Annotated in this window: 22 protein-coding genes; 15 read left to right on the top strand and 7 right to left on the bottom strand. The window is 64.3% G+C overall.

The genetic code is table 11. The features are described from left to right. Window positions 1-90: 90 nt before the first annotated feature. The 4 genes from H156_RS0102815 to H156_RS17630 all read right to left on the bottom strand — a co-directional run bounded on the left by H156_RS0102815 (window position 91) and on the right by H156_RS17630 (window position 3,915). Entirely contained in the window at window positions 91-1,092 is a 1,002-nt protein-coding gene (locus H156_RS0102815; protein ID WP_017364670.1) for a glycosyltransferase family 4 protein, read from the bottom strand. Then, on the bottom strand, window positions 1,049-1,855 hold the full coding sequence (locus tag H156_RS15690) for a UDP-2,3-diacylglucosamine diphosphatase (RefSeq protein ID WP_010961472.1): 807 nt from the start codon (window positions 1,853-1,855) through the stop codon (window positions 1,049-1,051). The genes H156_RS0102815 and H156_RS15690 overlap by 44 nt, the downstream gene beginning before the upstream one ends. Window positions 1,856-2,182: 327 nt before the next feature. Continuing rightward, window positions 2,183-3,112 (bottom strand): TIGR01777 family oxidoreductase, encoded by a 930-nt coding sequence (locus H156_RS0102805; RefSeq protein ID WP_026045856.1) that lies wholly within the window; start codon window positions 3,110-3,112, stop codon window positions 2,183-2,185. A 680-nt stretch (window positions 3,113-3,792) separates the two neighbouring features. Further along, window positions 3,793-3,915 (bottom strand): hypothetical protein, encoded by a 123-nt coding sequence (locus H156_RS17630; RefSeq protein ID WP_010961475.1) that lies wholly within the window; start codon window positions 3,913-3,915, stop codon window positions 3,793-3,795. A gap of 220 nt (window positions 3,916-4,135) precedes the next feature. Here H156_RS17630 and rplU point away from each other — a divergent pair, with 220 nt between their 5' ends. From rplU to proB, 4 genes are read left to right on the top strand one after another with little or no spacing between them, the layout of a single operon-like run. Beyond that, window positions 4,136-4,447 carry a 50S ribosomal protein L21 gene (gene rplU, locus H156_RS0102790; RefSeq protein ID WP_017364673.1) on the top strand — a complete coding sequence of 104 codons (312 nt, stop codon included), beginning with the start codon at window positions 4,136-4,138 and terminating at the stop codon, window positions 4,445-4,447. 20 nt (window positions 4,448-4,467) lie between these two features. After that, on the top strand, window positions 4,468-4,725 hold the full coding sequence (rpmA, locus tag H156_RS0102785) for a 50S ribosomal protein L27 (protein WP_010961477.1): 258 nt from the start codon (window positions 4,468-4,470) through the stop codon (window positions 4,723-4,725). 60 nt (window positions 4,726-4,785) lie between these two features. Further along, a complete protein-coding gene (cgtA, locus tag H156_RS0102780; RefSeq protein ID WP_017364674.1) occupies window positions 4,786-5,823 on the top strand; it encodes an Obg family GTPase CgtA in 1,038 nt (345 codons plus the stop codon). After that, window positions 5,807-6,931, top strand: a complete 1,125-nt coding sequence (gene proB, locus H156_RS0102775; protein ID WP_017364675.1) for a glutamate 5-kinase — start codon at window positions 5,807-5,809, stop codon at window positions 6,929-6,931. The genes cgtA and proB overlap by 17 nt, the downstream gene beginning before the upstream one ends. Window positions 6,932-6,978: 47 nt before the next feature. Here proB and rpsT read toward each other — a convergent pair whose 3' ends face one another. After that, on the bottom strand, window positions 6,979-7,257 hold the full coding sequence (gene rpsT, locus H156_RS0102770; RefSeq protein WP_017364676.1) for a 30S ribosomal protein S20: 279 nt from the start codon (window positions 7,255-7,257) through the stop codon (window positions 6,979-6,981). 17 nt (window positions 7,258-7,274) lie between these two features. Here rpsT and murJ point away from each other — a divergent pair, with 17 nt between their 5' ends. Genes murJ through lspA form a run of 4 tightly spaced genes read left to right on the top strand, consistent with a single transcriptional unit; the run spans window position 7,275 to window position 13,213 of the window. Then, complete coding sequence (gene murJ, locus H156_RS0102765; protein ID WP_017364677.1) at window positions 7,275-8,954, top strand: murein biosynthesis integral membrane protein MurJ; 1,680 nt, start codon at window positions 7,275-7,277, stop codon at window positions 8,952-8,954. Beyond that, window positions 8,951-9,892, top strand: a complete 942-nt coding sequence (gene ribF, locus H156_RS0102760) for a bifunctional riboflavin kinase/FAD synthetase (RefSeq protein ID WP_017364678.1) — start codon at window positions 8,951-8,953, stop codon at window positions 9,890-9,892. Before murJ ends, ribF begins: the two co-directional genes overlap by 4 nt. A 28-nt stretch (window positions 9,893-9,920) precedes the next feature. Beyond that, a complete protein-coding gene (gene ileS / locus H156_RS0102755) occupies window positions 9,921-12,740 on the top strand; it encodes an isoleucine--tRNA ligase (protein ID WP_026045859.1) in 2,820 nt (939 codons plus the stop codon). 8 nt (window positions 12,741-12,748) lie between these two features. After that, entirely contained in the window at window positions 12,749-13,213 is a 465-nt protein-coding gene (gene lspA, locus H156_RS0102750; protein ID WP_193375376.1) for a signal peptidase II, read from the top strand. Between the two features lie 374 nt (window positions 13,214-13,587). On the opposite strand, the gene H156_RS0102740 is transcribed toward lspA, so the two are convergent. Continuing rightward, the gene (locus H156_RS0102740; protein WP_010961486.1) at window positions 13,588-14,211 is read right to left on the bottom strand and encodes a TetR/AcrR family transcriptional regulator; all 624 of its coding nucleotides are present in this window, start codon (window positions 14,209-14,211) and stop codon (window positions 13,588-13,590) included. Window positions 14,212-14,323: 112 nt separating this feature from the next. Between H156_RS0102740 and H156_RS0102735 the strand changes: the two genes are divergently transcribed. From H156_RS0102735 to H156_RS0102725, 3 genes are all read left to right on the top strand, one after another. Continuing rightward, on the top strand, window positions 14,324-15,349 hold the full coding sequence (locus H156_RS0102735; RefSeq protein ID WP_017364682.1) for an HlyD family secretion protein: 1,026 nt from the start codon (window positions 14,324-14,326) through the stop codon (window positions 15,347-15,349). 6 nt (window positions 15,350-15,355) lie between these two features. After that, window positions 15,356-16,906 (top strand): DHA2 family efflux MFS transporter permease subunit, encoded by a 1,551-nt coding sequence (locus H156_RS0102730; RefSeq protein WP_017364683.1) that lies wholly within the window; start codon window positions 15,356-15,358, stop codon window positions 16,904-16,906. 225 nt (window positions 16,907-17,131) lie between these two features. Next, window positions 17,132-20,248, top strand: coding sequence for a cytochrome C (locus H156_RS0102725; RefSeq protein WP_248617027.1), 3,117 nt, complete (start codon window positions 17,132-17,134; stop codon window positions 20,246-20,248). A 179-nt stretch (window positions 20,249-20,427) separates the two neighbouring features. Here H156_RS0102725 and metE read toward each other — a convergent pair whose 3' ends face one another. Further along, on the bottom strand, window positions 20,428-22,716 hold the full coding sequence (gene metE, locus H156_RS0102720) for a 5-methyltetrahydropteroyltriglutamate--homocysteine S-methyltransferase (protein ID WP_026045952.1): 2,289 nt from the start codon (window positions 22,714-22,716) through the stop codon (window positions 20,428-20,430). A gap of 100 nt (window positions 22,717-22,816) precedes the next feature. Between metE and H156_RS0102715 the strand changes: the two genes are divergently transcribed. The 4 genes from H156_RS0102715 to H156_RS0102700 all read left to right on the top strand — a co-directional run bounded on the left by H156_RS0102715 (window position 22,817) and on the right by H156_RS0102700 (window position 26,905). Then, a complete protein-coding gene (locus tag H156_RS0102715; RefSeq protein ID WP_010961491.1) occupies window positions 22,817-23,758 on the top strand; it encodes a LysR family transcriptional regulator in 942 nt (313 codons plus the stop codon). A gap of 51 nt (window positions 23,759-23,809) precedes the next feature. Further along, window positions 23,810-24,253, top strand: a complete 444-nt coding sequence (locus H156_RS0102710; protein WP_154656635.1) for a hypothetical protein — start codon at window positions 23,810-23,812, stop codon at window positions 24,251-24,253. A gap of 106 nt (window positions 24,254-24,359) precedes the next feature. Continuing rightward, complete coding sequence (locus H156_RS0102705) at window positions 24,360-25,640, top strand: TolC family protein (protein ID WP_017365360.1); 1,281 nt, start codon at window positions 24,360-24,362, stop codon at window positions 25,638-25,640. After that, window positions 25,637-26,905, top strand: a complete 1,269-nt coding sequence (locus tag H156_RS0102700) for an efflux RND transporter periplasmic adaptor subunit (protein ID WP_017365361.1) — start codon at window positions 25,637-25,639, stop codon at window positions 26,903-26,905. Before H156_RS0102705 ends, H156_RS0102700 begins: the two co-directional genes overlap by 4 nt. The last annotated feature ends 1 nt before the right edge of the window (window position 26,906 follow it).

The following is a 26,906-nucleotide window of genomic DNA, read 5'->3' as shown; positions in this document are numbered from 1 at the left end:
ATTGCCGGCGCCCCCTTCCCTGCCTCGCCTCTCACTCCCCGCGCCGCCTCCCTTGCCGGGTCTTCCGCACCCTTGAATGAGCGCAGCGGATCAGCGTGAAATCGGCGCCAGATAGCCCAGGAACTGTTCGGTGCAACGGTCCCAGGTGAAGCGCTCTGCAAATTTCCGGCAGTCCTCGCTCCGCAGCTCCAGTGCGCGCAGCGCGGCGGCACGTAGATCGTGGTCGAGACACCCCACCGAGGGGTCGGTGATGACATCCTGCGGCCCCGGTACCGGATAGGCGGCGACGGGGACACCTGCCGCCAGGGCTTCCAGCATGACCAGCCCGAAGGTGTCGGTCCGGCTGGGGAAGACGAAGACGTCCGCCGCCGAGATCGTCTCGGCCAAATCCAGGCCGCAGCGATAACCGAGGAAGCGCACGTCCGGATAACGCTTCTGGAGCTCGGTCCTAGACGGTCCGTCGCCCACCACGTACTTCGCGCCGGGAAGATCGAGCCTCAGGAAATCGTCCAGTCCCTTCTCCACGGCGAGGCGTCCCACATACATGAACACGGGACGGACGTCATCGATCCGCGCCTTGCCTCGCGGCGCGAAAAGCGTCGTATCGACGCCTCGGGACCACAGCACCAGATTACGGAACCCCCTGGCGCGGAGATCGCTGACCTGGGTTGGCGTCGGGGCCATCACCCGCACGCTGGGACGATGGAACCAGCGCAAGGCCGCATACCCCCAGCGCAAGGGGAGCCTGGTCCGCAGATTCACATATTCGGCAAAACGGGTATGAAAGGATGTCGTAAACGGCAGCCGCCGTTGCAGGCAATAACGACGTGCCGCCATTCCCAGCGGGCCTTCGGTCGCGATGTGGATGGCATCCGGCGCGAAGGCGTCGAGTTGCGACGGCAGCCTGGAACCGCAACCCAAGGCCAGCCGGATCTCGGGATAGCCGGGGCAAGGCCAGTTCCGATAACAATCCGGTGTGAACGTCTCGACCTGGTGCCCGCGCTGCCGGGCTCCCTCGCATATCCGGCTCAACGTCGTGACGACACCGTTAACCTGCGGTCGCCAGGCGTCGCTTATCAGTGCCAGTTTCACGCTTGGTATCCTCGAGCAGGAAGGCGCTTTCATCGACCCAGCGCACGACCTTTAGCTCACCGGCCGGCGTTTCCACCAATGCCGTGCAGCTTTCCACCCAATCGCCGCAATTGGCATAGGTCAGGCCGTCGACCTCGCGCAGCGCGGCATGGTGGATATGCCCACACACCACGCCATCCAGCCCCCGGCTCGCCGCTTCCCGCATCAGCACTTCCTCGAAGCGGCAGATGACATTCACGGCATTCTTCACCTTGTGTTTGATGAAAGCGGAAAGCGACCAATAAGGGAAACCGAGCCTGCGGCGCCCCCAATTGAACCAGCGGTTGAATGCCAGCAGCACTTCATAGGCCTCGCTGCCGAGCACGGCCAGCCACTTGGTGCTGCAGACCACACCATCGAACTCGTCGCCGTGCAATACCAGCAGGCGCCGCCCGTCTTTCGTCTCATGCACGACGCGATCGACGACCTCCACGCCTCCGAACAGACTACCGGTGTAATCGCGCAGCATTTCGTCGTGGTTACCGGGTACGTAGACGACCCTCACACCGCGTTTGGCGCGATCCATGACGGCGCGCAGAATTTCCGAATGCATCGGCGGCCAGTGCCACCCTGATTTCAGTTTCCACAAATCGAGGATATCGCCGACCAGATAGAGCGTGTCGCAGCGGACATTCTTGAGAAAATCCACCAGATACTCGGCTTTGCAACCGCGGGTACCCAAATGGACATCGGAAATCCACACCGTTCTATAATCCAGAGCCATTAAGACCACCTCATTCAGCCGGATCGGTAAACGGTCACAAGGTAACCACCGTGTATTACAAAGCCGTCATGATTTGATGACAGTTTCAGGATTCGGAAGCCGTGACACCGCGGAACAGCGATTATTCACCGGGCAGAAATGAGATGGTCATTTCCTTGTCATTCCTGAACGCTAGAGTCTTGCCCGACTCACGTCGTCTCGAGACCGAGTTTCGGGCAAACCCGCCCCCGGAGGGTTCTTTTCGAACGACCGCCCCCGCGCACAGACGCCCCCGTCAAACCGCAGCCATTCCGGGGAATCGGCTGGACCTGCCCGAAGAGGCGGAAGCTAAGACGACCCGCCCGGGACGGCCGATGTCTGGCTCAACGCATCCCGCAGGGCCATCTCCAGCTCGGGACATCTGAACCGAAAACCGGACTCCAGCAGACGGGCCGGCAAGACCCGCTGGCTGCCCAGCAGGAGACCGCTCATTTCTCTTCCCATCAGTGCTCGGACGAGGCGGGCGGGAACGACGAGGAACGCGGGCTTGCCAAGCAAGCCCGAAAGGGTTTCGGTAAACCGGCGGTTGGTGACCGGATTCGGTGCCGTAGCGTTGAAAATCCCCGAAAATTCCGGTGTGGCGATCAACCACCGTACGATGGCGATGTAGTCGCGCAGACAGATCCACGACACCCATTGCTCGCCGCTGCCGATGCGAGCCCCGAGTCCGAGACGGAACAGCGGCAACAAGGGCGCGAGAAAACCGCCCGAGGCCCCCATCACCAACCCGGCCCGCAGGATGCAGACACGAACGCCGAACTCGGTGGCGCGCAGCGCAGCCGACTCCCAGGCCTCGCATAACCGATGCCCGAAACCGTCGGCAGGGGCCGAGGATTCATCCAAAATGCGATCTCCCTGATCGCCATAGAAACCGACCGCCGAACCGCTGATTAGCAATTTCGGTTTGACCTTGGCGCGCTCGATGTAATCGACCAGGGATCGGGTCAGCTCGACCCGGCTATCCCACAGAAGCCTCTTGCGCGCATCCGTCCAGCGTGGACCGACGAGCGGTTCGCCCGCCAGGTTGATCACGACGTCGAACACCAAGGAATGAGAAAGGTCTGAGAACGCGGTGATTGCGGTGACACCCAGGCCACAGCGGTCGCGAACACGGTCTGGTCGGCGGCTGAGCACGACCAGTCGCGCCCCGCTGCCGCCGAGTTCCTGGCACAGCCGACTGCCGATGAAACCGGTCCCGCCTGTCACAAGGACTCGCATCATCGCCCTCCCCGTCCCGCACCGTCGCAGGCCGTAATCATGGCGGCACCACCGATCGTTGGACCGGCGCTCCCTCCTCCCTGAAGACAGTTGCAGAAAACGCAAGGACCGCGTGCATCGAATTCTCGCCGGCCCATTTCGGGGGCTCTGACGGCGCCCCTGAGGAGAATCACGCTCTATGGCCCGAGTTCCGCCACATCACGTGAGAAACATGAAACGCATGAAACGTTTGATATGTGCGTGGCAAGGAAGGAACACGGACCTCGCGCCCCCAGCTTGCCACACCACGGGGAGACCTCTTATTGATTGCTGCCGTCTTCGTCCTTGAAGACCCAACGAACGAAAAAGAACGCGATCGCGACAATGGCGATGGTGACGACGATCCCCGTCGGCGATCTCATCTTTTCAACCAGATCAAGTATAGCTCCCATGTATTGTACCTGCCTTGTAGTGTAATGATTCGAAAGAAATAGATATCAGATTGGGGTCTGAATGCTACCGGCCCGTAATGTTACCTTGCCACCATCTCCTGTCAAGAAAAACGACCCGATCGAGGAACGGACGGGCTGGAAGATACAAAAAACCCGGGCGTCGACACCCGGGTTTTGAAAGACGATTCGCTCTGTACGAGTCCGACCCGTATTGTTAGGTATTGTGACTCGAGGTCGGAGTGACGAACTTTACAGAGACGGGGAAGCGATGGTGCTGGAGATCTTCTGCTTGTCACCGTCCGGCGAGTTGCCGCAACCGACAACGACCAGAGACATCATGACAACGCCCAGGGCGCACAGTACTTTCTTCATAGATCCTCCTCAATTAACAATGGGTTAGAGTTGTGCTTTTATTGTTGGTGCCGTTAGCACGGCTGATTTTATAAAGCACATTCCTGAAAAACGCAAGCCCCGGAAACGGGCATCGGCGCCCGTGGACGGGCCGGACACAGCCGCGGCTTCCATTGACTTGCGCCGACGCATTTCTATAGAATTGCGCGTTTACGCGAATCCCTCTCAGGAGCACCTGAACATGTACGCTGTTATCCAGACTGGCGGCAAACAATACCGCGTCCAACCCGGCGACAAGGTGAAGGTCGAGTCCCTCGATGCCGAAGCCGGTCAAGAAGTTGCCTTCGAAAAAGTCCTGCTGATCCAGTCCGATGACGGGGTCAAAATCGGCCAGCCCTTCGTCTCGGGCTGCAAGGTGACCGGCACCGTCGTCGCCCACGGTCGCCACCCAAAAATCCGGATCATCAAGTTCCGTCGCCGCAAGCATCACATGAAGCAGGCCGGACATCGCCAGAACTACACCGAAGTCCAGATCAACGAAATCTCGGCGTAACCCCCTACGGAGAGACATCCATGGCACACAAGAAAGCAGGCGGCAGCTCCCGCAACGGCCGCGACTCCGAATCCAAGCGACTGGGCGTCAAGCGCTTCGGCGGCCAGGTCGTCCGGGCCGGCAACATCATCGTTCGTCAGCGCGGCACCCACTTCCACCCCGGCGACAATGTCGGCTGCGGCCGCGACTACACCCTGTTCGCGCTGACCGAGGGCCGCGTGGAATTCAAGGTGAAGGGTCCGGCAGGCCGTAAGTACGTCTCGGTGATCCCCGCCTGAACGACTCCGGCGCGCAACACCGCTCAGGCCCAGCTCGTCTGGGCCTTTTAGTTGATATCCATGAAATTCGTTGACGAAGCCGAAATTCGGGTCGATGCCGGCGACGGCGGCAACGGCTGCATCAGTTTCCGGCGCGAAAAGTACATTCCTTTCGGCGGCCCCGACGGCGGCGACGGCGGCGATGGCGGCAGCGTTTACCTGGTCGCTTCGGACAACCTCAACACGCTCGCCGACTTCCGCTTCCACTCCCATTTCCGCGCCCAGCGCGGCGACAACGGCTCCGGCAACAACTGCACGGGAAAAAGCGGCGAGGACTGCTTCATCCACGTCCCCACCGGCACGATCGTGACGGACGCCGACACCGGTGAACACATGGGAGACCTGACCCGCTCCGGCGATCGCCTGCTGGTCGCCCGAGGCGGCTTCCACGGCATCGGCAACGCCCGCTTCAAGAGCAGCACCAACCGCGCACCCCGGCGAGCCACCCCTGGAACACCGGGCGAGCGCCGCACCCTGCACCTCGAACTCAAACTGATCGCTGACGTCGGCCTGCTCGGCATGCCCAATGCCGGCAAATCCAGCCTGATCCGCGCGGTATCCGCCGCCCGCCCCAAGGTCGCCGACTATCCCTTCACCACCCTCCACCCCAATTTGGGTGTCGTGCGGGTCGGAGATCAGCGCAGCTTCGTCATGGCCGACATTCCCGGACTGATCGAAGGCGCCGCCGAAGGGGCCGGCCTCGGCGTGCAATTCCTCAAGCACCTGACCCGGACCCGTCTGCTGTTGCACGTGGTCGACATCGACCCCTACGAAACGGGCATCAACCCCGTCACCGCGGCACGAAAAGTCATCGCCGAGCTGTGCAAATGGGGCCACGGACTGGAGGAGAAGCCACGCTGGCTGGTACTGAACAAGATCGACCGGTTGGCGCCGGAGCTCCTGGAAAGCCGCTGCCGGGAAATCATCGACGGCCTGCACTGGACCGATCCGGTTTACCGGATCTCCGCCATCCAGGGCGAAGGGCTCGACCGCCTGACCCGTGATGTCATGCGGTTCCTCGAGCAGCAGGAGAGGAGATCGGATGCAGAGCAGGAATGAGCTCCCTGGCAGCCGGCGCGTCATCGTCAAGATCGGCAGCGCCCTGCTGACCGCAGGCGGCAAAGGACTGGACCAACCTGCCATCGGCCAATGGGTGCAGCAGATCGCGGAACTGCGCCAGCAGGGGATCCAGGTGGTGCTGGTTTCCTCAGGCTCGGTCGCCGAAGGCATGTCGCGGCTGGGCTGGAAGACCCGGCCGCACCGGCTGAATGAGCTCCAGGCCGCCGCCTCGGTCGGCCAGATGGGGCTGGTGCAGACTTACGAAAGTCTGTTCAAGCGGCACGGCCTGCAGACAGCGCAGATCCTCCTGACCCACGACGACCTGTCGAACCGGGAGCGCTATCTCAACTCGCGCAGCACCATACTCACATTACTCGAGCTCGGAGTGATCCCGGTCATCAACGAAAACGACACCGTCACCACGGAAGAAATCCGCTTCGGCGACAACGACACGCTGGGTGCGCTGGTGGCGAATGCGGTCGAGGCCGATCTGCTCATCATTCTGACAGACCAGGCCGGACTGTTCGAGCGCAACCCCTCGCTCGACCCCTCGGCCCCGCTGGTCTCCCAAGCCGGTATCAACGATCCCCGGCTCAATGACATGGTCGGGGACAGTCTGAGCGGTCTGGGCCGGGGAGGCATGATTACCAAGCTACGTGCGGCACGGCTGGCGGCCCGGTCGGGAACGGCCACGGTGATCGCCAGCGGCAGGGAAAGCGGAGTACTGCCCCGCATTCTCGACGGAGAAGAGCTGGGCACACTGCTGATTCCGGACGTTTCCCCTCTGATCGCCCGCAAGCGCTGGATGGCCGGACAGCTCAAACTGAAAGGATGTTTCGTGGTCGACGAAGGCGCCGCAAGGGTATTGCGGGACGCCGGGAAGAGCCTGTTGCCGATCGGCGTAATCGCCGTGGAGGGCGAATTCCGGCGCGGCGACCTCGTAGCCTGCACGGATTCCGCGGGCCGGGAAATCGCGCGCGGACTGACCAACTACAGCGCCGAAGAAGCCCGTCTCATCATGCGCCAGCCGAGCACGCGGATCGAGGAGATCCTGGGATACGTGGACGAGCCAGAACTCATCCACCGCGACAATCTGGTGTTGAGCTGAAATGGAGAGTCGGGCAGCGATTCCTGCCCGCCACTCCCTGATGAGATTCAGGACGCAGCCTGCAGCGCCAGCGCCTTCACGCGGGCATTCAGACGGCTCTTGCTACGCGCAGCCTTATTACGATGGATCAGACCCTTGTTCACCGACGAGTCAATGATGGGTACCGCCTGCCGGAATGCTTCCTGCGCCTTCGCCAGATCGCCGGAATCCACCGCCAGAATGACTTTCTTGATATAGGTGCGCAGACGGCTGCGCAGAGCGGCATTGTGTGCACGGTTGTTCTCCGCCTGCCGAGCGCGCTTTTTCGCGGAAGCGATATTAGCCAAGGTCGACCTCTCCTGGGTTGCAACTTCAAGAAAAGTTGGGGATTGTCTTCAGCTTTCCCGTCAGTGTCAACCACAAATTCACCGTCGGCGCGGCATCCGGCCCGCTGTTTGATTATACTTGGTCTTTTTGCTGGAGCCGAACGCTGAGCCGACGGTTGCTGAAATCCACCGCCATGGTGGGTTCCATGACACTGATATCACGTCTGCTGGGCTTCGTCCGCGACCTGATCATCGCGCGGACCTTCGGTGCCGACGCGGCCACGGACGCGTTCTTCGTCGCCTTCAGGATACCCAATTTTCTACGCCGGCTTTTTGCCGAAGGCGCTTTCTCACAGGGGCTGGTGCCCGTCCTCTCGGAACTGCGCGTCAGCAGTGACGCTGCGACTGTGCGGCAGACCATCGCCCGCATGGCGGGTACACTGGGGCTGGTGGCGGCCCTGCTCGCCTGCCTGGGCATGGCTGCTGCGCCTGTCCTGACCTTTCTGTTCGCTCCGGGTTTCCAGGCCCAGCCTTTCCAATTCGGCCTGACGGTGGGAATGCTGCGCATCACCTTCCCGTACCTCTTCTTCGTCACGCTGACGGCGTTCGCCGGCGGCGTTCTGCATACCTGGGGACAATTCGCGGTCCCCGCGTTCACCCCGGCCCTGCTCAACCTGGCGATGATCGCCGCGGCCCTGTGGCTGGCGCCGCTGTTGGACTTACCCGTGGAGGCTCTGGCCTGGGGGGTTTTCGCCGCCGGCTTGCTGCAACTGGCCTTTCAGCTTCCTTCGCTGTGGGGCATTCGCCAGATCTCCCTGCCTTGCCCGGTCTGGCGGGACCGGGAAGTCCTGCGCATGTTCAAACTGATGGGGCCGGCGATCCTTGGCGTCTCCGCGACCCAGATCAACCTGCTCCTGGACACGCTGGTGGCATCGTTCCTGGTCTCCGGTAGCGTATCCTGGTTATATTACTCGGACCGGCTGGTGGAATTGCCGCAAGGGCTCCTGGGCGTGGCCATCGGAACGGCCATCCTGCCGCACCTGGCCGCCGGCCATCTCGACCATGACCGCGACGGCTTCTCCCGGACGCTGGACTGGGCGCTGCGCTGGGTCGTCCTGCTGGGGCTGCCCGCCACACTGGGACTGATGATTCTCGCCAAACCGCTGGTATTCACCCTGTTCGAACACGACGAATTTTCTGACCACGACACGGAAATGGCGAGCCGCAGCCTGATCGCTTACGCGGCCGGACTGCCAGGCGCCATCGCCGTCAAGGCGCTGGCCTCCGGATTCAGCGCCCGCCGGGACGTCCGCACTCCTTTGCGGTATGGTCTGTACGCGATCGCAGCCAATGGCGTGCTGGCCCCGGCCCTGGCTTTTCTGCTGGCTCCCTACGGCTGGGGACACGCGGGCCTGGCTGCCGCGACAGCGGCGGCGACCTCACTCAACGCAGCGCTGCTGCTCCGCAAACTGCTGGCCGAAGGCAGCTATCGGCCGGACGCCTCCTGGCGCCGCTACGGGACCCATCTGGTCATCGCGAATATCGCGATGGGCGCGCTGCTCACCCAAGCCCTCGAGTCGCCTTGGGCCGACGCGTCCGTGTCCGAACGCATCCTCCGTCTCGGCCTGTGGATAGCGGCCGGATTCGCCGTCTACCTGGTCAGCTTGCTGCTGGCGGGCCTGCGTCCCCGTCACCTGCTCCTTTCCGAAAAGGCGTGAATCCGATCATGCGCGTCATTCATGGCCTCTCCGGTACGATATGCCCTCCCGCCTGCGTCGCCAGCATCGGTAACTTCGACGGTGTCCACCTGGGACATCAGACCTTGGTCCGGCGGCTGACCGAACAAGGACATCGTCTCGGCCTGCCGGTTGCCCTCGTTCTGTTCGAACCGCAGCCACGCGAATTCTTCGACCAGGATCAGTCCCCTCCCCGTTTGATGCGGCTGTCGGAGAAACTGACCAGACTCGCCGAGCTGCCGGTCGACTGGGTGCTGCTGCTGCGTTTCGACGAGAAACTCGCCACTCTGGCGCCGGCTGACTTCGTCCGGCGGATACTGGCCGAACGCCTGCACGTCCGGCATCTCATCGTCGGCGACGACTTCCGTTTTGGCCGGGGCCGCAGCGGAGACTATGAACTGCTGTGCCGGCTCGGGCGGCTCCACGGCTTCGCGGTGAGCGACACCGAATCGGTGACGGTGGGTGGCATCCGCGTCAGCAGCACACGGGTACGGGAGGCGCTCGGACGAGGCGACATGGCCGGAGCGGCGACCCTGCTGGGCCGCCCCTATGCCCTGCGCGGACGCGTGGTCCACGGTGACCAGCTCGGCCGTCGGCTGGGCTTTCCCACCGCCAACGTCGAGCTGGGGCGTGAAAACATTCCGGTGCAAGGCGTATTTGCCGTTACAATGTCGGGTATTTCGGCCGAACCCTGGCCTGGCGTGGCCAACATCGGCATCCGGCCAACCGTCGGCGGCCGCCGCAAGGCCATGCTGGAAACCCATTTGTTCGATTTCGCCGGCGACCTGTACGGGCGCCGGGTGGAAATCCATCTGCACTACAAACTTCGCGACGAGATGCGGTTCGCCAACCTCGAAGAACTGAAGGAACAGATCGCCTGCGATGCGGCTGCCGCGCGCAGCCATTTCGCGGCAGGCTGACCCGATACACGACTGCAGACTTTCGACCATGGATTACAAGAGCACTCTCAACCTCCCCCAGACGCCGTTCCCGATGAAAGCCAATCTGGCACAGCGGGAACCCGAACAGATCGAGCGCTGGCGCACGCTGGATCTCTACAGGAAGGTGCGGTCCCGGCGTGCTGGCCGGGACAAGTTCATCCTGCACGACGGCCCGCCCTATGCCAACGGGGAAATCCACATCGGCCATGCGGTCAACAAGATCCTCAAGGACTTCATCGTCAAGAGCAGAACCCTGAGCGGTTTCGACGCCCCCTACGTACCGGGCTGGGACTGCCATGGCCTGCCCATCGAGCTGATGGTCGAGAAGAAAATCGGCAAGGCCGGCCACAAGGTCAGCCCCGCCGAGTTCCGCAAGGCCTGCCGGGAATACGCCGCGGCCCAGGTCGACCTCCAGCGCCGTGAATTCATCCGGCTCGGCGTGCTGGGCGACTGGGAAAATCCGTATCTGACCATGGATTTCCGCTTCGAGGCGGACATCGTCCGGGCGCTCGGCCGGATCGCCGCGCGCGGCCACCTCGCCAAGGGCGCCAAGCCGGTCCACTGGTGCCTCGACTGCGGTTCGGCCCTGGCCGAGGCCGAGGTGGAATATGAGAACAAGCATTCACCGGCGATCGACGTACGCTTCGCCGTGGTCGACGAATTCGGCCTGATGGCGCGGTTCCATACCGCCGACGGCGCGCTCGGCGAGGGCCCCTTGTCGGTGGTGATCTGGACCACCACACCCTGGACCCTGCCCGCCAACCAGGCGGTGGCGCTCAACCCGGAACTGGACTACGTGGTCGTCCAGCGCACCGACATCAAAGAAAGGCTGGTGCTGGCCGATGCGCTGATGAAGGACGTGATGCTGCGCTGCGGCGCCGAGGGTTACCGCGTCATCGGCTATTGCAAAGGCGCGGCGCTGGAAGGGGTGCAGCTCCGACATCCGTTCTACGACCGTATCGTCCCGGTGATCCTGGGCGACCATGTCACCCTAGACGCCGGCACCGGCGCCGTCCACACCGCCCCCGGCCACGGCCAGGAGGACTACGCCGTCGGCCAGCGCTACGGACTTGCGGTGGACAACCCGGTCGGCGGCGACGGCCGCTTCCTCCCGAACACCGAGCTGTTCGCCGGCGAACATGTGCTGAGCGCCAATGGTCACGTGATCGAAGTGCTCAAGGAGCGCGGCGCATTGCTGCACGAGGCGCGCATCGAGCACAGCTACCCGCATTGCTGGCGCCACAAGACCCCGGTGATCTTCCGCGCCACCCCCCAGTGGTTCATCGCCATGGACAAGGGCGAGCTGCGCCGCCAGGCCCTGGAGGCCATCGGCCAGGTGCAATGGATACCGGACTGGGGCCAGGCCCGCATCGAGGCCATGGTCGGCAACCGCCCGGACTGGTGCATCTCGCGCCAGCGTACCTGGGGCGTGCCGATCCCGCTGTTCGTCCACAAGGAAACCGGCGCACTGCATCCGGACACCGACCGGCTGATCGAAGAAATCGCAAAGAAGATCGAGACCGCCGGCATCGACGCCTGGTTCGAGCTGGACCCGGCCGAACTGCTGGGCGCGGAAGCGGACCGCTACGGCAAGATCGGCGACACCCTGGACGTCTGGTTCGATTCCGGCGTCACCCACCATGCAGTCCTGGCCCAGAACCCCGATCTCGCCTTCCCCGCCGACCTCTACCTGGAGGGCTCGGACCAGCATCGCGGCTGGTTCCAGTCCTCGCTCATGACCTCGGTCGCGATGAACGGCCAGGCGCCCTACAAGGCGGTGCTGACCCACGGCTTCACCGTGGACGCCGAAGGCAAGAAGATGTCCAAGTCGCGCGGCAACGTGGTGGCACCGCAGAAGGTCATGCAGACCCTGGGGGCCGACGTGCTCAGGCTGTGGGTGGCAGCGACCGACTACCGCGGCGAAATGACGGTGTCCGACGAGATCCTCAAGCGCATCTCGGACGTCTACCGGCGCATCCGCAACACCGCCCGCTATCTGCTGGCCAACCTGGACGGCTTCGACCCTGCCCTGCATCTCGTCAAACCGGAAGACATGCTGGCGTTGGACCGCTGGGTGGTGGACCGTGCCCTTGCGATCCAGCAGGAAGTGATCGAAGCCTACGAGACTTACCAGTTCAACACCATCTTTCAGAAGACCCATCACTTCTGCTCGGTGGACCTGGGCAGCTTCTATCTGGACGTGCTCAAGGACCGGCAGTACACCTGCAAGACCGACGGCCGGCCGCGTCGCTCCGGCCAGACCGCGATGTACCACATCGCCGAGGCCATGGTGCGCTGGCTCGCCCCCGTCCTGAGCTTCACCGCCGAGGAGATCTGGCAGTACCTGCCCGGCCAGCGTGAGGAATCGGTGTTTCTCTCCGAATGGTACGACGGCCTGTTCGGCCTCGATGAAAACAGCCGTTGCGACCGCGCATTCTGGGATCAGATGCTGAAGATCCGCGAGGCCGTCAGCAAGGAGCTGGAAATCCTGCGGGTCCGCGGCGAAATCGGCGCCTCGCTGGACGCCGAAGTCGAGCTGTTCTGCGATCCCCCACTGTTCCGGAAACTGAGCGAGGCGGGTGACGAGCTGCGCTTCGTGCTGCTGACCTCCTATGCGACCGTCAAACCGGCGGCGGAAGCCGGGACGGACGCCCTGCCGACCGAAATTCCCGGCCTGGAGCTGAAACTGGCCGCATCCGGCAAGCCCAAGTGCGTGCGCTGCTGGCATCACCGCCACGACGTCGGCACGCACCCTGACCATCCGGAACTGTGCGGCCGCTGTGTGGACAACGTCGCCGGTACCGGCGAGCTGCGGACTTTCGGTTGAGATCGTCCATGTTGAAATGGCTTTGGCTGTCGGTGCTGGTCTTCGCACTCGACCAGCTCAGCAAGCAGATCGTCGACACATCGATGCGGCTGTATGAGACGATCCCACTGCTGCCGGTGTTCCAGCTCACCTACCTGCGCAACCAGGGCGCTGCGTTCAGCTTCCTGAGCGAGGCCGGCGGTTGGCAGCGCTGGTTTTTCATCGCCCTGTCGGCCAGCGCCACGCTGCTGATCACCTACTGGCTCAAGCACATGGACCGGCGGAAAACCTGGGAAGCCGCCGCCTGGGCCCTGGTGCTGGGCGGTGCCGTCGGCAACCTGCTGGACCGGATCGTCTACGGCTACGTCATCGACTTTCTCGACGTGTTCTACGGCGACTGGCACTGGCCGGCGTTCAACGTCGCCGACTCGGCCATCACCGTCGGTATCGGCATGCTGCTGATCGATTCGTTCCGGGGCCGTGCGAACGCCTGAATCTCAAGCGGACGCTAACTCGACCGGCGGCTGAGGCAGGAGAGACAGGACGACGTGATCTCGTTCAGGAGGAACGAGGCATCCGGGTACCGATTCCGGAACCGGCCCGGTTTGCGGCGCGCCGTCGTGGATGACCGCCAGTTCGGCGGACCTCTGCCGCAGATCGACCGCACCCCTGCGCCCGGACTCGCCCAGAACGCCGGTGAAGGTTTCCGGGGCGGGCCCCACGACATCGCCGAAATAGGCCTCGCACTCCCTGCCCTATTCCGCTTCGGCCGCCGAGGAACCCTGGACCTCCAGAGCCAGATCCCGGAAACAAAGGTTTACACTCCGATGCCGGCTCATCCTCGCTTCCCCTCTGCGCCAAAGGCCGGCTATCTCGCGCACAGGGACTCCGCATAGCCGTGCCCCCGCAGAAACAGATCGACGGCCGCGCCGACCAGTGAAATTTTTTCAGCTTCGCTGAGACCCTCCTTCTGACCGAGCAGGCAGCGGAAGTGCTCGTCACCTTTCAGCATCCCCAGAAACAGCCGGGCCGAGACGCCGACATCCGGAATCGCCAGGACCTTCTGGACCGACAGGTCCTCGAGATAGGCCGACAATCTCCGGAGCACCGGCTCGGGGCCGGACCGGTAGACGCGGCCACCCAGTTCGGGGAAATGCAGCTGCTCACCGATGATCACCCGGTAAAGCGTCAAGGCGTCTTCGGAATAGATCAAATCCACGAAGGCGCGTGCGATGGCGGTGAGCGCGGCGACCGGATCACGCACCTCGGTGTGCGCCCAGGCCAAGGTGTTCAACAGCGCCTCGCACTGCAGCGAAATCACCGCAGCGAACAGATCCTGCTTGCCCTCGAAATGGCTGTATAAAGTGGCCTTGGCGACCGGCGCCGCTTCGGCGATGGCCTCCATGCTGGCCCCGGCATAGCCGTGCAGGAGAAAAATCCGCTTGGCTGCAAGCAGGATACTCTCGCGTTTGGCAAATCGGACGGTGCTCATCGGTTCTCAAGAGATCGTGCCGGCTTGCGGCCGAATCGGTTCGTCATTATGCTGAACTGAACGCATCAGTTCATTTTTCTCGTTCCGCTTTTCCCTATGGTAAACGCGCGCGATGCGACTGCCCATCTCCCCGCGGCATCTGCTGCTTCTCGCCGGCTTGGCGTCCCTGAGTACGGGCGGCGCAGCGTACTGGCTCGAGGCCATACTCCCCTACGAAACCACTGACAACGCTTACCTCAAGGCACACCTCATCCTGCTCAGTTCCAAGGAAACAGGCTACGTGAAAGAGGTGTTGCTCCAGGACAATCAGCAGGTGAGGAAAGGGGACCTCCTGGCGGTGATAGACGATCAGGAATTCAAGGCGCGCGTCGCCGAAGCCGGCGCCGAGGTGGCGGCGACCGCGGCGCGCATCGAAGCCCTGGAATCCGAGAAACGGACCCAGGCGGCCAGGGTCCGCGAAGAAGACGCCAACATCGCCTCGGCCCTGGCCGACCATGACCGTTCGCGGCGTGACCTGCAACGGCTCGACCGACTGGCCGACGCCGGCGCCGCCTCGGCCCAGTCGCTGGATGGCGCGGAAGCCGCCTACAAACAGGCCAAAGCACTGCTGGACAAGAACCGCTCGGCGCGGGACCAGGCCGAAATCCGCCTGATCGCCCTGGATGCGCTGATCGCCGAAACCCGGGCCCAGCTGCAGCGGGCCCAGGCCCGGCTGGAATTGGCCCGGATCGACCTGGAAAACACCCGCATCCTCGCCCCCATCGACGGGACGGTAGGAAATCTGAGCATTCAGGTCGGCCAACTCCTCCAGCCCGGTAGCGTCATTGCCTATCTGATCCCGGCGGACGGAGTGTTCGTCGAGGCCAACTTCAAGGAAACCCAGATCGAACACCTGCGGATCGGCCAGACGGCGAGCGTCGTCGTGGACGCCTATCCCGGCCGGCCGTTCGAGGCGGTGGTGGACAGCCTGGCGCCCGCCAGCGGATCGGAATTCAGTATCCTGCCGCCGGAGAATGCCACCGGCAATTTCACCAAAATCGTCCGCCGGCTTCCGGTCAAGCTGGCCTTCGCCCCCGGTACCGACCTCAGTCTCCTCAAACCCGGCCTGTCGGTGCAAGTCAGTATCAAAGTGCGCTGAATCGGCATGACCGAGATCGAGAACGTCCCTCTCCGCGCCTGGATCGGCTTTTTCGGGATGGTGTTGGGAGTCTTCATGGCGATCTTGGACATCCAGATCGTCGCCAGCTCGCTGGAGCAGATCCAGGCCGGCCTCGCCGCCACCCGCGACGAGATTACCTGGGTGCAGACCGCTTACCTGATCGCCGAAGTGGTCGTCATCCCGCTGTCCGGGTGGCTGAACCGCGCCCTCTCGACCCGCTACCTGTTCGTGTCGTCCTGCGGCGGTTTCACCTTGACCAGCCTGTGCTGCGCGCTGGCGTGGAACCTCCCCTCGATGATCGCGTTCCGGGCCCTGCAGGGCTTCTTCGGCGGGGCCATGATCCCGACCGTATTCGCGGTGATTTACACCCTGTTCCCGCCCCGCCAGCAGGCGACCATGGTGATCGTGGTCGGCCTGGTGGTGACGGTGGCCCCCACCGCCGGCCCCGTACTCGGCGGCTATCTGACCGAAGTCCTGTCCTGGAAGGCCCTCTTCCTGGTCAATCTGCTGCCGGGCGTGCTGGCCTGCCTTTCGACCTGGTTCCTCGTGGAGGTAGACCAGCCGGAATGGACGCTGCTCAAACGCGTCGATTTTCCCGGCATCCTCTACATCGGCGTTTTTCTGGGCAGCCTCCAATTCGTCCTGGAAGAAGGCATCCGCGAGGAATGGTTCGATAGCCGAGAGATCGTGTTCTTCAGCGCCGTTGCGGTAGTAGCCGGCGGCGCCATGTTCTACCGCGAGCTGCGCATCGAGGAACCCATCGTCGACCTGTGGGCGTTCCGTAACACCAATTTCGCGGTCGGCTGCCTGTTCAGCTTCATCATCGGCATCGGGCTCTATACCCTCATCGCGTTGACGCCCGTCTACCTTTCCACGGTGAAAGGCCTCAACAGCCTGCAGATCGGGCAGTACCTGATGGTCACCGGCATGTTCCAGTTCGCCTCGGCTTTCGTGGCGGGACCCTTGGCGAAGCGGATGGACTCGCGTCTGATGTTGGCGCTGGGCCTCTTCCTCTTCGGACTGGGCTCATGGCTGAACGGAAGCCTGAGCCACGACTCCGGCTACTGGGAATTCTTCGGGCCCCAGGCCCTGCGCGGCTTCGCCCTGATGTTCGCCTTCCTGCCCATCAATTCGCTGGCGCTGGGAACCCTGCCACCAGAGGAGGTCAAGAATGCCAGCGGGCTGTACAACCTCACCCGCAATCTGGGCGGCGCCATCGGCATCGCCGTCGCCAATACCCTGATGATCCGCTGGGACAAAGCGCATTATGCCGCCCTGCGCGATTCCGTCACGCCGGGTTCTCCACAGGCCGACGCCCTGCTGACGCGGCTGGAAGCCCAGGCCGCCCTGCTCCGCGTCTCCGATCCCGCCGACGCCGCACTCAAGCAACTCTACGGACTGGCCATGCGGGAGGCTCAGATCATGACCGTCAACGATTTGTTCCACGTCCTCGGCCTGCTGTTCTTCGCCTCTCTCCTCCTGATGCCGCTGGTCAGAAAAGTCCGGCAGGATGCCGGGGACACCGGCCTGCACTGAGCCAGCACCAAACCCTCGTTCGCAATACAAAGACCGGCGCCCGGACGCCGCGGTGCGCGGTTTCGCTCAGTTCAGCGCGGTATCACACGACATGGTTTTTGCGCTGATGTGCAATTGGTATTGATTTTCATGGAGTTTCCTCCTGGCTCGATTACTGCTATGGCGCATCGACGAAGCCCCCGCTCGCGGTCAGCGGGACAACAATCAATAAATTACGGAGGAAACGTGACTACCCCAAGCCATGCACCACCATCATTGCTTCGCAGCGGCCCGCTCGTCGCCGGCCTGCTCCTGGGGCTCGCCGCCGCCCTGGCGCCGGAAGCCATCCTGGCCGCTGGCAAGATCAAGATCGCCAAGGCCGGCTGGTCGGACAAGACCGGGACGCTGACGGTCAAGGGCAGCGTCAAGGGCAACAGCGGTCCGGTCGACGTCTACGACATCAACGGCCGCCGCCTGGGCAGCGGCCAGGGCGCCAGCTTCGCCCTCACCCTGGGCCGCCAGGACCTCGCCAACGTGCCTTGCGCCGTGCGGGTCGAGGCGGGCGGCACGGAAGCGGTCAAGCCGGTGAAGGGAGCCCCCAAATCCTGCACCGGCGTTCCCACCTGCAGCATCACGAGCCCGGCCGATGGCGCGTCGCTCCAGATCGGCGTGCAATCCCATTTCGAGGCCACCGCCAACAGCAGCGACCCCGCGGCGCAACCGCTCAGATACGAGTGGGATTTCGCGGGCGGCGCCTGGGGACACCCCACCGATCTGATGGCGATGGCGACCTTCATCCGCGACAACAGCCGTTACCGGGTGCGCTTCAGCGCCACCGACGCCAAGGGCCGGCGCTGCGAGGATGCGGTCGAGGTCGTCGTGGGCACCCCGCCCGCAGGCTTGCCGGGCAAGGTTTCCGAACGGCCGGCGCCCAGGTTCGGCGGGGAACTGGACGGCACGCCGGACGACCTCGCGGTGCTGCCCTTCGAGGACTGGACCATGCAGCACACCACCGACGCCAAGACGATGCCCAACGACTACGTGTCGTTCAATCCGCTGATCAGCACGATGAACGCCTACGTATACAAGAAGGCCAGGCTACCGGTCCCGCTCGCCGGCGATGCCGTGACAGTCGACTATTCGGCCGCATCCAACCCGAGCGATCCGGTGGGCTCCAACTCGATCAACTCCACCAGCCAAAACTGGCCGGTTGGGGCGTCGTTGATGGAGGCGGCCGTGCAGAAAACGGACCTGTGGGAGACCTTCACCCGCACCGATTTCGCGGACGTCGACCTGAGCAAATACATCAACGGCTCGTGGATCATGGACCCCTGGAAGAAAGGTGGCCAGCCGCAGCCGGACGAAGGGTATTTCAAATACAAGGCCGTGACCAACAGGGACGGCGGCAAGGTCTACGGTTCGGTGCCGGACAACGACCCGAACAACAGCGACCACGGCCGCTACATGCCCGGCATCGCCCAGCCGTACCAAGCCAACGACCCGCAGGCGTTTTCCAAATTCCTGGACAATGAGCAACGGTTCGCGGCCATCACGATCCCGATGACGGACATCGACGACCAGGGCCGGGTCAACCCCTTCCCGCTCCTGCGGGTGGAGGCGAAACAGAACGGCCAGACGCTCGCCAGCACCGACGCCGTCCTCAGCAATTCCAGGGACCACCACTGCCGGGAATGCCATGCCAAGGGCGGCATCGCCGCGCCCGAGAACCCGCCGCAGACCAAGGCCGCATGCCGTTCCAGTCCCTTCGGCGCGATTTCCGACGAACGCCGCAAGCGCATGGGCAGAGCGGCTTATCCGCCGTGCGAGGAAAAGCCCGTTTATTATTCGGTTTCGGACTTCGGCGGCGATCCCAACAGCGTCTTCGACCAGGAGTACGCCGCCGCCCTCAACTATTCCAGCATCCACGAGTTCTACGACGGCCTCTATTTCCTGGATCAGATGCTGCACGGTGTAAAGGACCACATGTCCGGCAAGGTCATCGCCGACCGTCCGTCCCCCTGCTATGGCTGCCATGCCACGGCGATGCTGTTCGTACCCTTCAAGCAGGACTGGTGGGACGTCGACGGTTTCAAGGTGAATGATCCGGTCTACGAACCGAACTACTCGATCGCCATGCACCGCTTCCACGGCGAACTGCAATGGAACGACAGCAAGACCGATATCGTCCGCGACGACAAGGGCATGTACGTGCGCTGGGATTGGAAAACCAAGGGCCGCAACACCAGGACACTGTTTCCGGTGTTTGACGCCAACGGCAATCAACTGCCGATGGAGGAAAACTGCCTGAAATGCCATGCCGGCCACCGCGAGCAGCTGTACCGGGACCGCATGTATACCGCCGGCGTCACCTGCTACGACTGCCATGGTGACATGCTGGCGGTGGGCGAGGCCTTCCCCAAGAACTATCTGGCCAACAAGGACAAAGTCGGTTCGGTCGAACGCGACGACTACCGGGTGCCCTGGTTCGACGAAACGGACTGTGGCTCCTGCCACGTCGGCAACGGCAACCTCGGCAAGGACGGCTCCGGCGGCTTCTTCAGCGCCGGTGTCATGAAGCGGGCTTTCGACGATGCCGACCTGTCGGCGACGACCCGGCCTGTCGATCGCACCCATCCGGATTCGGTCCGCTTCGCCGTCGCCCCCAAGGAGAACTACAAGGCGACCTTCCCGACGTTGTTCTATTACACCGTCGATCCGACCTCAATGGTGTTCCAGACCAAGATGGTCGACACGAAGATCGACGCGCCGGTATACCGGCACGGCAAGGACAGCCACGGCAACGTCGCCTGCGCGGCCTGCCATGGAGCGGCGCATTCGATCTGGCCCAATCGAGACCCGAGCGCCAACGACAACGTCACCGCGCTGCAGCTCCAGGGCCACACCGGCACCATCCTCGAGTGCAACGTCTGCCACACGGCGGATTCGTTCGCCAGGAAAGAGGATCTGGATGGCGGCCAGTACAGCGGCGACGCCAAAGCCGGCATCCTGGGCGGGCCGCACAACATGCATCCGGTCAACGACCCGTACTGGTGGAAGGGGGCGGAGGGCGACGGAGCCAACGGCGACGGTACCGCCTACGGCGGCTGGCACAACGACTACGCCAAGCTGTCCGACGCCAAGGGCGAAGACCAGTGCGCGGCCTGCCACGGCAACGACCACAAGGGCACGCGTCTGTCGAAGACGCCGGTGGACCGGGTGTTCGACTTCCGGGGCTTCGACGGCAAGAAGCTGAAGAAGGCCGGGTTCAAGACCAGGGTCGTGAAAGTGGCCGCCGGCACGCCGATCGGCTGCGACACCTGCCACAGTCTCCAGACCAGCTTCATCGGCTCGCCGGGGCATTGAGGATGCAGCAGGAACGGAAGTCCAACCGCGCCAGGGAGGGCTCGCCACGGCGGAGAAGCTGAGCGGCAGCGGCTTGCTCCCGCATCGGTGCCTCGAGGCGGAAAAACACAAAAAACGGCGGAACCGGACAACCGGTACCGCCGTTTTCATTCATGTCCGATTCGAGGCGGAGACCGATTTCAAGCCGCCGATCCGGCCGGCGATTCGGCTCTTCGCATCGCCCTGGCCGCTTCGACCATGTTCGCCAGCGCCTGCTCCGCTTCCGGCCACTGGCGGGTCTTCAGGCCGCAGTCCGGATTGACCCACAACCGCTCCGGATCGACCGCCGCTGCGGCCTTTTCCAACAGCGCCCGTATCTCGGCGCCGGCCGGAACCCGCGGCGAATGAATGTCGTAGACGCCGGGACCGATGTCGTTGGGATAGCCGAAGGCGCCGAAGGCTTCCAGCAGGTCCATCGCCGAGCGACAGGTTTCGATGGTGATGACGTCGGCATCCAGCTCGGCGATGGCCGGCAGGATGTCGCCGAACTCCGAGTAGCACATGTGGGTGTGGATCTGGGTGTCGTCGGCGACGCCACAGGAGGCGAGCCGGAACGCCTTGACTGCCCAGTCCAGATAATCGGCCCGGTCTGCGGCCTTGAGCGGCAGCCCCTCGCGGAAAGCCGGCTCGTCGATCTGGATCGCAGCCACGCCGGCGGCCTCCAGGTCGGCGACCTCGTCCCGGATCGCCAGTGCGATCTGCAGGGCGGTCACCGCACGCGGCTGGTCGTCGCGCGCGAATGACCATTGCAGCATCGTCACCGGCCCGGTCAGCATGCCTTTGACGGGCTTTTTCGTCAGACTCTGGGCATAGCCGATCCATTCCACCGTCATCGGCTCGGGTCTCGCCACATCGCCGTAGATGATCGGCGGCTTGACGCAGCGGGATCCGTAGCTCTGCACCCAGCCGTGCTTGGTGAAGGCGTAGCCGGCCAACCGTTCGCCGAAATACTCCACCATGTCGTTGCGCTCGGCCTCGCCGTGCACCAGCAGGTCCAGCCCCAGCGACTCCTGTCTGTTCACGGCCTCGCGGATGGCGGCCTGCATCGCATCCCGGTAGGCGTCCCCGTTCAACTCGCCGCGGCGGTGGGCGGCACGCGCCGCGCGGATCTTCGGTGTCTGGGGAAAGGAGCCGATGGTGGTGGTGGGAAACGGCGGCAGGCGCAGCCGCTCGCGCTGCAGCGGGCTGCGCTCGGCGAACGGCGAGTGGCGGCGGAAATCGGCATCGCTCAGACCCTCCAGCCGCCGTTTGACGCCTGGATCACGAATCAGCGGCGATTGCGCCCGGGTCTGCAGCAGGCGATCCCGCTCGGCGAGTTCCGCGGCGACGGCCTGCCGCCCCAGCCGCAGGCCTTTGTCGATCACGGCCAGCTCTTCCAGCTTCTGCACGGCGAAGGCGAGCCAGTCCTTGATCTCGGGATTCAGCGAGGTTTCCAGCGAGAGATCCTGCGGCACGTGCAGCAGGGAGCAGCTGGGCGCCAGCCACAGTCTCTCCCCCAGCACCGCACCGGCGCTTTCCGCCTGCTCCAGCGCGCGACGCAGGTCGGTGCGCCAGACGTTGCGGCCGTCGATCAGTCCCAGGGAAAGCACCTTGTCCGCCGGGAAATCCTTCACGAAACCGGCGACCTGTTCGGGCGCCCGCACCGCGTCGATGTGCAGCCCGGCGACCGCCGAGGACTTCAGCCATACCGCGTGCTCCGCCACCGAAGCGAAATAAGTCGCCAGCAGCAGCTTGGGACCGGCTTCCGCCAGGGCGGCATAGGCCGGCGCGAAGGCTTCGAGCCATTCCGGCGGCAGATCCATCCCCAGGATCGGCTCGTCCATCTGCACCCAGTGCACACCCGAGGCATGCAGTCGCCGCAGGATCGCGGCATAGGCCGGCAGCAACCGGGGCAGGAGTTCCAGGCGGCTGAAGCCGGCCTGCCTTTCCTTGCCCAGATGGAGATAGGTCAGAGGCCCGATCAGCACCGGCTTGGGATTGAGCCGCAGCGCCTTGGCCTCCTCCACTTCGTCGAACAGCCATTCCGTGCCCGGACCGAAGCCGGTCTCCCGGTCGAACTCGGGGACGATGTAGTGGTAGTTGGTATCGAACCACTTGGTCATTTCCATCGCCGGCTGTTCGGCATTGCCCCGCGCGAGCTGGAAATACTGGTCCAGGCTCAGGGCATCGGCCTGGAAACCGAAACGCCGGGGCGCCGCTCCCAGCAGCGCCGTCATGTTCAGCATCTGGTCGTACCAGGCGAAATCGCCGACCGGCACCAGGTCGATGCCGGAACCGCTCTGGATCATCCAGTGCCGCTCGCGCAACTCCCGGCCGGTCTGCGCCAATTCCGCCGGGCCGGTCCGGCCGGCCCAACAGGCTTCGACGGCCCGCTTCAGTTCGCGCCCGGCGCCGATGCGGGGAAATCCCAGGGAATGTGTGACTGCCATCTCTGCCTCCTCGTGTTCATCGAATTGAGAGCTGGCATGATCGGGATCGGACAATTATTATTCAAACTCAATATTTTCATAACAGTCATCGATTTCATTCATGAAGCCATCTCTGCTGGAACTCCGCCACCTGCAAACCCTGTTGGCTCTGGTGGAAACCGGCACGCTGTCGAAGGCGGCGGCGCGGGTCTTCCTCACCCAGTCGGCCCTCTCGCACCAGATCAAGCAGCTGGAAGACCATTACGGCGTAGCGCTGTTCGAGCGCAAGACCCAGCCCTTGCGCCTGTCGCCCGCGGGCCAGCGCCTGCACGGCCTGGCCGAGACGGTGATGAAGGCGGTGCGGGAAGCCGAACGCGACATCGCCCGCATAGCCCAGGGCAACAGCGGCCAGTTGCGGATCGCGGTGGAGTGCCACACCTGCTTCGACTGGCTGATGCCGGCGATGGACCAGTTCCGCGAACACTGGCCGGAGATCGAACTGGACCTGGTCTCCGGCTTCCACGCCGATCCGCTGGCGCTGCTGCGGGAGGACCGCGCCGAGCTGGTGGTGGTGTCCGAGCCGCAGGCGCACGAGGGCATCGCCTTCCATCCCCTGTTCCGGTTCGAGATCGTCGGTCTGGTGTCGCGCCGGCATCCGCTCGCACCCAGGGACTTCCTGGCACCGGAGGATTTCGCCGAGGAAACCCTGCTGAGCTATCCGGTGCCGGAGGACATGCTGGACATCGTCCGCAAGGTGCTCAAGCCCCGCGGCATCGAGCCCCGGCGGCGCACCGCCGAACTCACGGTCGCGATATTGCAGCTCGTCGCCAGCCGCCGCGGCATCGCCGCCCTGCCCCAGTGGACCGTGCAAAGCTATCTCGATCGCGAATATGTGCTGGCCAAGCCGATCGGCGAAACCGGGCTGTGGAGCGCGCTGTATGCCGCCACCACGGAACGGATGGCGCAATCGGTCTATATGGGGGATTTCCTGGACATCGTGCGCTCCAGCAGCTTCCGCAATCTGCGGGGGCTGCTGCCGCTCACGAAGGAAGATTCGCCGTGATGCCCGGTGACGACAGACGAACGCGTTCACGGTTGCATGAGCCCCGGCAACATGTTTTCATTCCCTGCCATGTTCATGCCGTCGCCCGCGCAAATCCGCCGCTCGCTCGCCTGCCGCCTCTGCACGGTACTGAGCCTGTGCGTCTGGCTTTGGTCCTCGGCCGGCACGGTCTGCCTGATGGGCGGCATGCCGCAGGCCGAGCAGGGCGCGGAGCATTGCGCCGGCATGCCGGCGCAAGACACATCCCATCAAGCAACGCCGGACGGCTGCGACAAGCAGGTCTCCTGTTTCGGCCTGCAGGCCGTGGACGAAGACGACGCCGCCATCGACAAGGCCGGCACCGGTCTTGGAGTGAAACTCCTCACGCTTTGCCTGCTGGTCGTCGCCGGCCTGTGGGCCGCGATCCTGCGGCAGCCGGATCGCCACTACCTGCGGCGGTCCCCCCCGCCTCCCAAGGTTCCCGTCGCTCTCCGATTCTGCATTCTGCTGAATTGACGCTCCTTTTCCATCGATGACCGCAGCGCGATTGCCTGCCGCGTCCTGAGCCGGACCGGAAGGAAATCGCCGGTTTCGACCTGCGCATGAAATTGAGGAGCATCCCATGTTTTCGCTATCCCCTTGGTCCAGGCGGCCGCGCCTCGCACCGTTTCTGATCGCCTGCCTGGCAGCCCCCGTCCAGGCCGGTCCGCTTTCCCTGGAACAGGCCCTGAACCAGGCGCTGGCCGGCAACCCGGGACTGGCCGAACTCAAGGCCCGGGCCGACGCCCTGGCCAGCGTTCCGCCCCAGGCCGGCAGCCTGCCCGATCCATTCCTGAGCTTCGGCGCGCTGAACGTCCCGACCAACGATTTCAGCCTGAACCAGGACCAGATGACCATGATGGAGGTCGCCGTCAGCCAGCAGCTTCCCTTTCCGGGCAAGCTCGGCCTGGCCGAACGGGCGGCGCAGCAGGATGCCATCGGCGCGGCCAAGGATGCCGATGAAGCGCGTCTCCGGCTGGCGCGGGACATCCGTCTGAGCTGGTGGGCGCTGTTCTACTACGACCGCACCCTCGGCATCCTCGCCGAAAGCCGGGACTGGATGGCCAAGCTGGCGGACATCGCCGACCAGCGCTACCGGCTCGGCCAGGCGGAACAGTCGGATAGCCTGCTGGCCCGGCTGGAACTCACCAAGCTGCGCGACAAGACCCTGGAGCTGATCAACATGCGCCACGGCGAAGCGGCCCGTCTCAACGTGCTGCTCGACCGCTCCAGCGACAGCGCGCTGGAACTGCCCGGCGAGGCCGCGTTCCATTTTCCGGAACTGCCGGCCGAACCGGCGCTGCTCGACCAGGCCCAAGCCGGGCGCCCGCTGCTGGCCCGGAAACAGGCGGCCATCGAAGCCGCCCAGAACCGCCTCGACCTGGCGAAAAAGGACTACCTGCCCGACCTCAACCTCGGCTTCGGCTATGCCTTCCGCCAGAACGCGCCGAACGGCGCATTCCGCAGCGACTTCGCCAACTTCCGGCTGAGCATGAACCTGCCGCTGTATGCCGCGACCAAGCAGTCCAGGCAGGTCGATCAAAGGCAGAGTGAGCTGATGCGGGAACGCTATGCGCTGCATGATGCCGAACGCACCGTCCAGGCCGACGTGACCACCGCCCTGGCGGCCTACCACCATGCCCATGAACGCCTGAGCCTGTTCGAGAAGGAGTTCCTTCCCCAGGCGCGCAGCACGCTGGACTCCCTGATCGCCAGCTACCGTGTGGGCAAGATCCCCTTCGCAGACGTACTGCGCGCCCAGCTCTCGGTGTTCGATTACCAGGTACAGTACTGGAACGCCCTCACCACCTCCCAGCAGGCGCTCGCCCGCCTGGCGGCCGCCCTCGGCAAGGAAACGCTATGAAACCGTCTGTACGTCCGATCTTGCTCCTCTTCTTACTGGCCGGCACCGGCCTCGGCGGCTACTGGTTGGGGCGGAAAACCGCGCCGCCGCCTTCACCCGCCCCGGAGACCGCGGCCGCGAGGCGTCCGTTGTTCTACCGCAACCCGATGAACCCACAGGTCACCTCGCCGGTACCGGCCAAGGACGACATGGGCATGGACTACGTGCCGGTCTACGCCGAAGGCCTGACGCCGTCCGCCGGTTCCGGTGAAGCGGTCATCCACCTCGGGCCAGAGAAGGTCCAGAAGCTGGGAGTGCGGTCCGAGCCGGCGCAGCGCCGGGCCCTGACCCACGTCATCCGGGCGCTGGGCGTGGTCGAGATCGACGAGCGCCGGGTCCACGCGATCACGCCGCGCTTCGAGGGTTGGATCGAACGCCTGGACGTCAACACCACCGGCCAGCCGGTGCGACCGGGTGAAGTACTGCTGGAGGCGTACAGCCCGGAACTCGTCTCGACCCAGGAGGAATACCGCATCGCCGGCTCCGGTGCGGCCAGCCGGGCCTTGCGGGAGGGGGCGATCCAGCGGCTGCGCAACTGGAACGTTCCGGAATCCTGGCTGCGCCGGTTCGAGGCCAGCGGCGAAATCCAGCGCCGGGTGCCGTTCGCCTCGCCGGTGAACGGCATCGTGCTGGAGAAGAATGCGGTGCAGGGCATGCGCTTCATGCCCGGCGACACCTTGTTCCGCGTCGCCGATCTGTCCACGGTCTGGGTCATCGCTTCGATCTTCGAGCAGGACCTCGGCCATGTCCGGGTGGGACAGACCGCCCGCATCGGCTTCAAGGCCTATCCGGACCGAAGCTTCGACGGCCGGGTGGCCTATGTCTACCCTACGGTGAGCGATGCCGTGCGGACGGCGCGGGTGCGCATTGAGCTGGCCAATCCGAAGCAGCTGCTCAAGCCGGCGATGTACGGCGATGTCACCCTGCAGGCGGCAGAGGCGGAACCGGTGCTGGCGGTACCCGACTCCGCCGTTCTCGACAGCGGCACCCGGCAGCTGGTGCTGGTCCGCCTGGGGGAAGGCCGATTCGAGCCCCGCCCGGTCGAGACCGGCCAGCGGGTGGAGGGGTATACGGAAATCCGCCGGGGACTGAGCGAAGGCGAAGAGGTGGTGGTCCGTGCCAATTTCCTGATCGATTCGGAAAGCAACCTGCGTGCGGCGATCGGCGGTTTTTCGACCGAGCCCGCGCCCGCTCCGGCCGACCATTCGATGCCCGGAGGCCATTGAG

The organism is Methylococcus capsulatus str. Texas = ATCC 19069, assembly GCF_000424685.1.
Lineage (GTDB): Bacteria > Pseudomonadota > Gammaproteobacteria > Methylococcales > Methylococcaceae > Methylococcus > Methylococcus capsulatus.
Note: the sequence above shows the minus strand (reverse complement) of the source record. Positions and strands in the feature narration are given on the sequence as shown.

What these genes read in the sequence shown, in the direction of transcription:
- H156_RS0102715 (WP_010961491.1), top strand. Translation starts at nt 22,817, where the DNA reads ATGAAGCCATCTCTGCTGGAACTCCGCCACCTGCAAACCCTGTTGGCT.
- ileS (WP_026045859.1), top strand. Translation starts at nt 9,921, where the DNA reads ATGGATTACAAGAGCACTCTCAACCTCCCCCAGACGCCGTTCCCGATG.
- H156_RS0102730 (WP_017364683.1), top strand. Translation starts at nt 15,356, where the DNA reads ATGACCGAGATCGAGAACGTCCCTCTCCGCGCCTGGATCGGCTTTTTC.
- rplU (WP_017364673.1), top strand. Translation starts at nt 4,136, where the DNA reads ATGTACGCTGTTATCCAGACTGGCGGCAAACAATACCGCGTCCAACCC.
- H156_RS0102705 (WP_017365360.1), top strand. Translation starts at nt 24,360, where the DNA reads ATGTTTTCGCTATCCCCTTGGTCCAGGCGGCCGCGCCTCGCACCGTTT.
- lspA (WP_193375376.1), top strand. Translation starts at nt 12,749, where the DNA reads ATGTTGAAATGGCTTTGGCTGTCGGTGCTGGTCTTCGCACTCGACCAG.
- H156_RS15690 (WP_010961472.1), bottom strand. Translation starts at nt 1,855, where the DNA reads ATGGCTCTGGATTATAGAACGGTGTGGATTTCCGATGTCCATTTGGGT.
- H156_RS0102735 (WP_017364682.1), top strand. Translation starts at nt 14,324, where the DNA reads ATGCGACTGCCCATCTCCCCGCGGCATCTGCTGCTTCTCGCCGGCTTG.
- H156_RS17630 (WP_010961475.1), bottom strand. Translation starts at nt 3,915, where the DNA reads ATGAAGAAAGTACTGTGCGCCCTGGGCGTTGTCATGATGTCTCTGGTC.
- rpmA (WP_010961477.1), top strand. Translation starts at nt 4,468, where the DNA reads ATGGCACACAAGAAAGCAGGCGGCAGCTCCCGCAACGGCCGCGACTCC.
- proB (WP_017364675.1), top strand. Translation starts at nt 5,807, where the DNA reads ATGCAGAGCAGGAATGAGCTCCCTGGCAGCCGGCGCGTCATCGTCAAG.
- H156_RS0102710 (WP_154656635.1), top strand. Translation starts at nt 23,810, where the DNA reads ATGTTTTCATTCCCTGCCATGTTCATGCCGTCGCCCGCGCAAATCCGC.
- H156_RS0102805 (WP_026045856.1), bottom strand. Translation starts at nt 3,112, where the DNA reads ATGCGAGTCCTTGTGACAGGCGGGACCGGTTTCATCGGCAGTCGGCTG.
- metE (WP_026045952.1), bottom strand. Translation starts at nt 22,716, where the DNA reads ATGGCAGTCACACATTCCCTGGGATTTCCCCGCATCGGCGCCGGGCGC.
- cgtA (WP_017364674.1), top strand. Translation starts at nt 4,786, where the DNA reads ATGAAATTCGTTGACGAAGCCGAAATTCGGGTCGATGCCGGCGACGGC.
- H156_RS0102740 (WP_010961486.1), bottom strand. Translation starts at nt 14,211, where the DNA reads ATGAGCACCGTCCGATTTGCCAAACGCGAGAGTATCCTGCTTGCAGCC.
- H156_RS0102700 (WP_017365361.1), top strand. Translation starts at nt 25,637, where the DNA reads ATGAAACCGTCTGTACGTCCGATCTTGCTCCTCTTCTTACTGGCCGGC.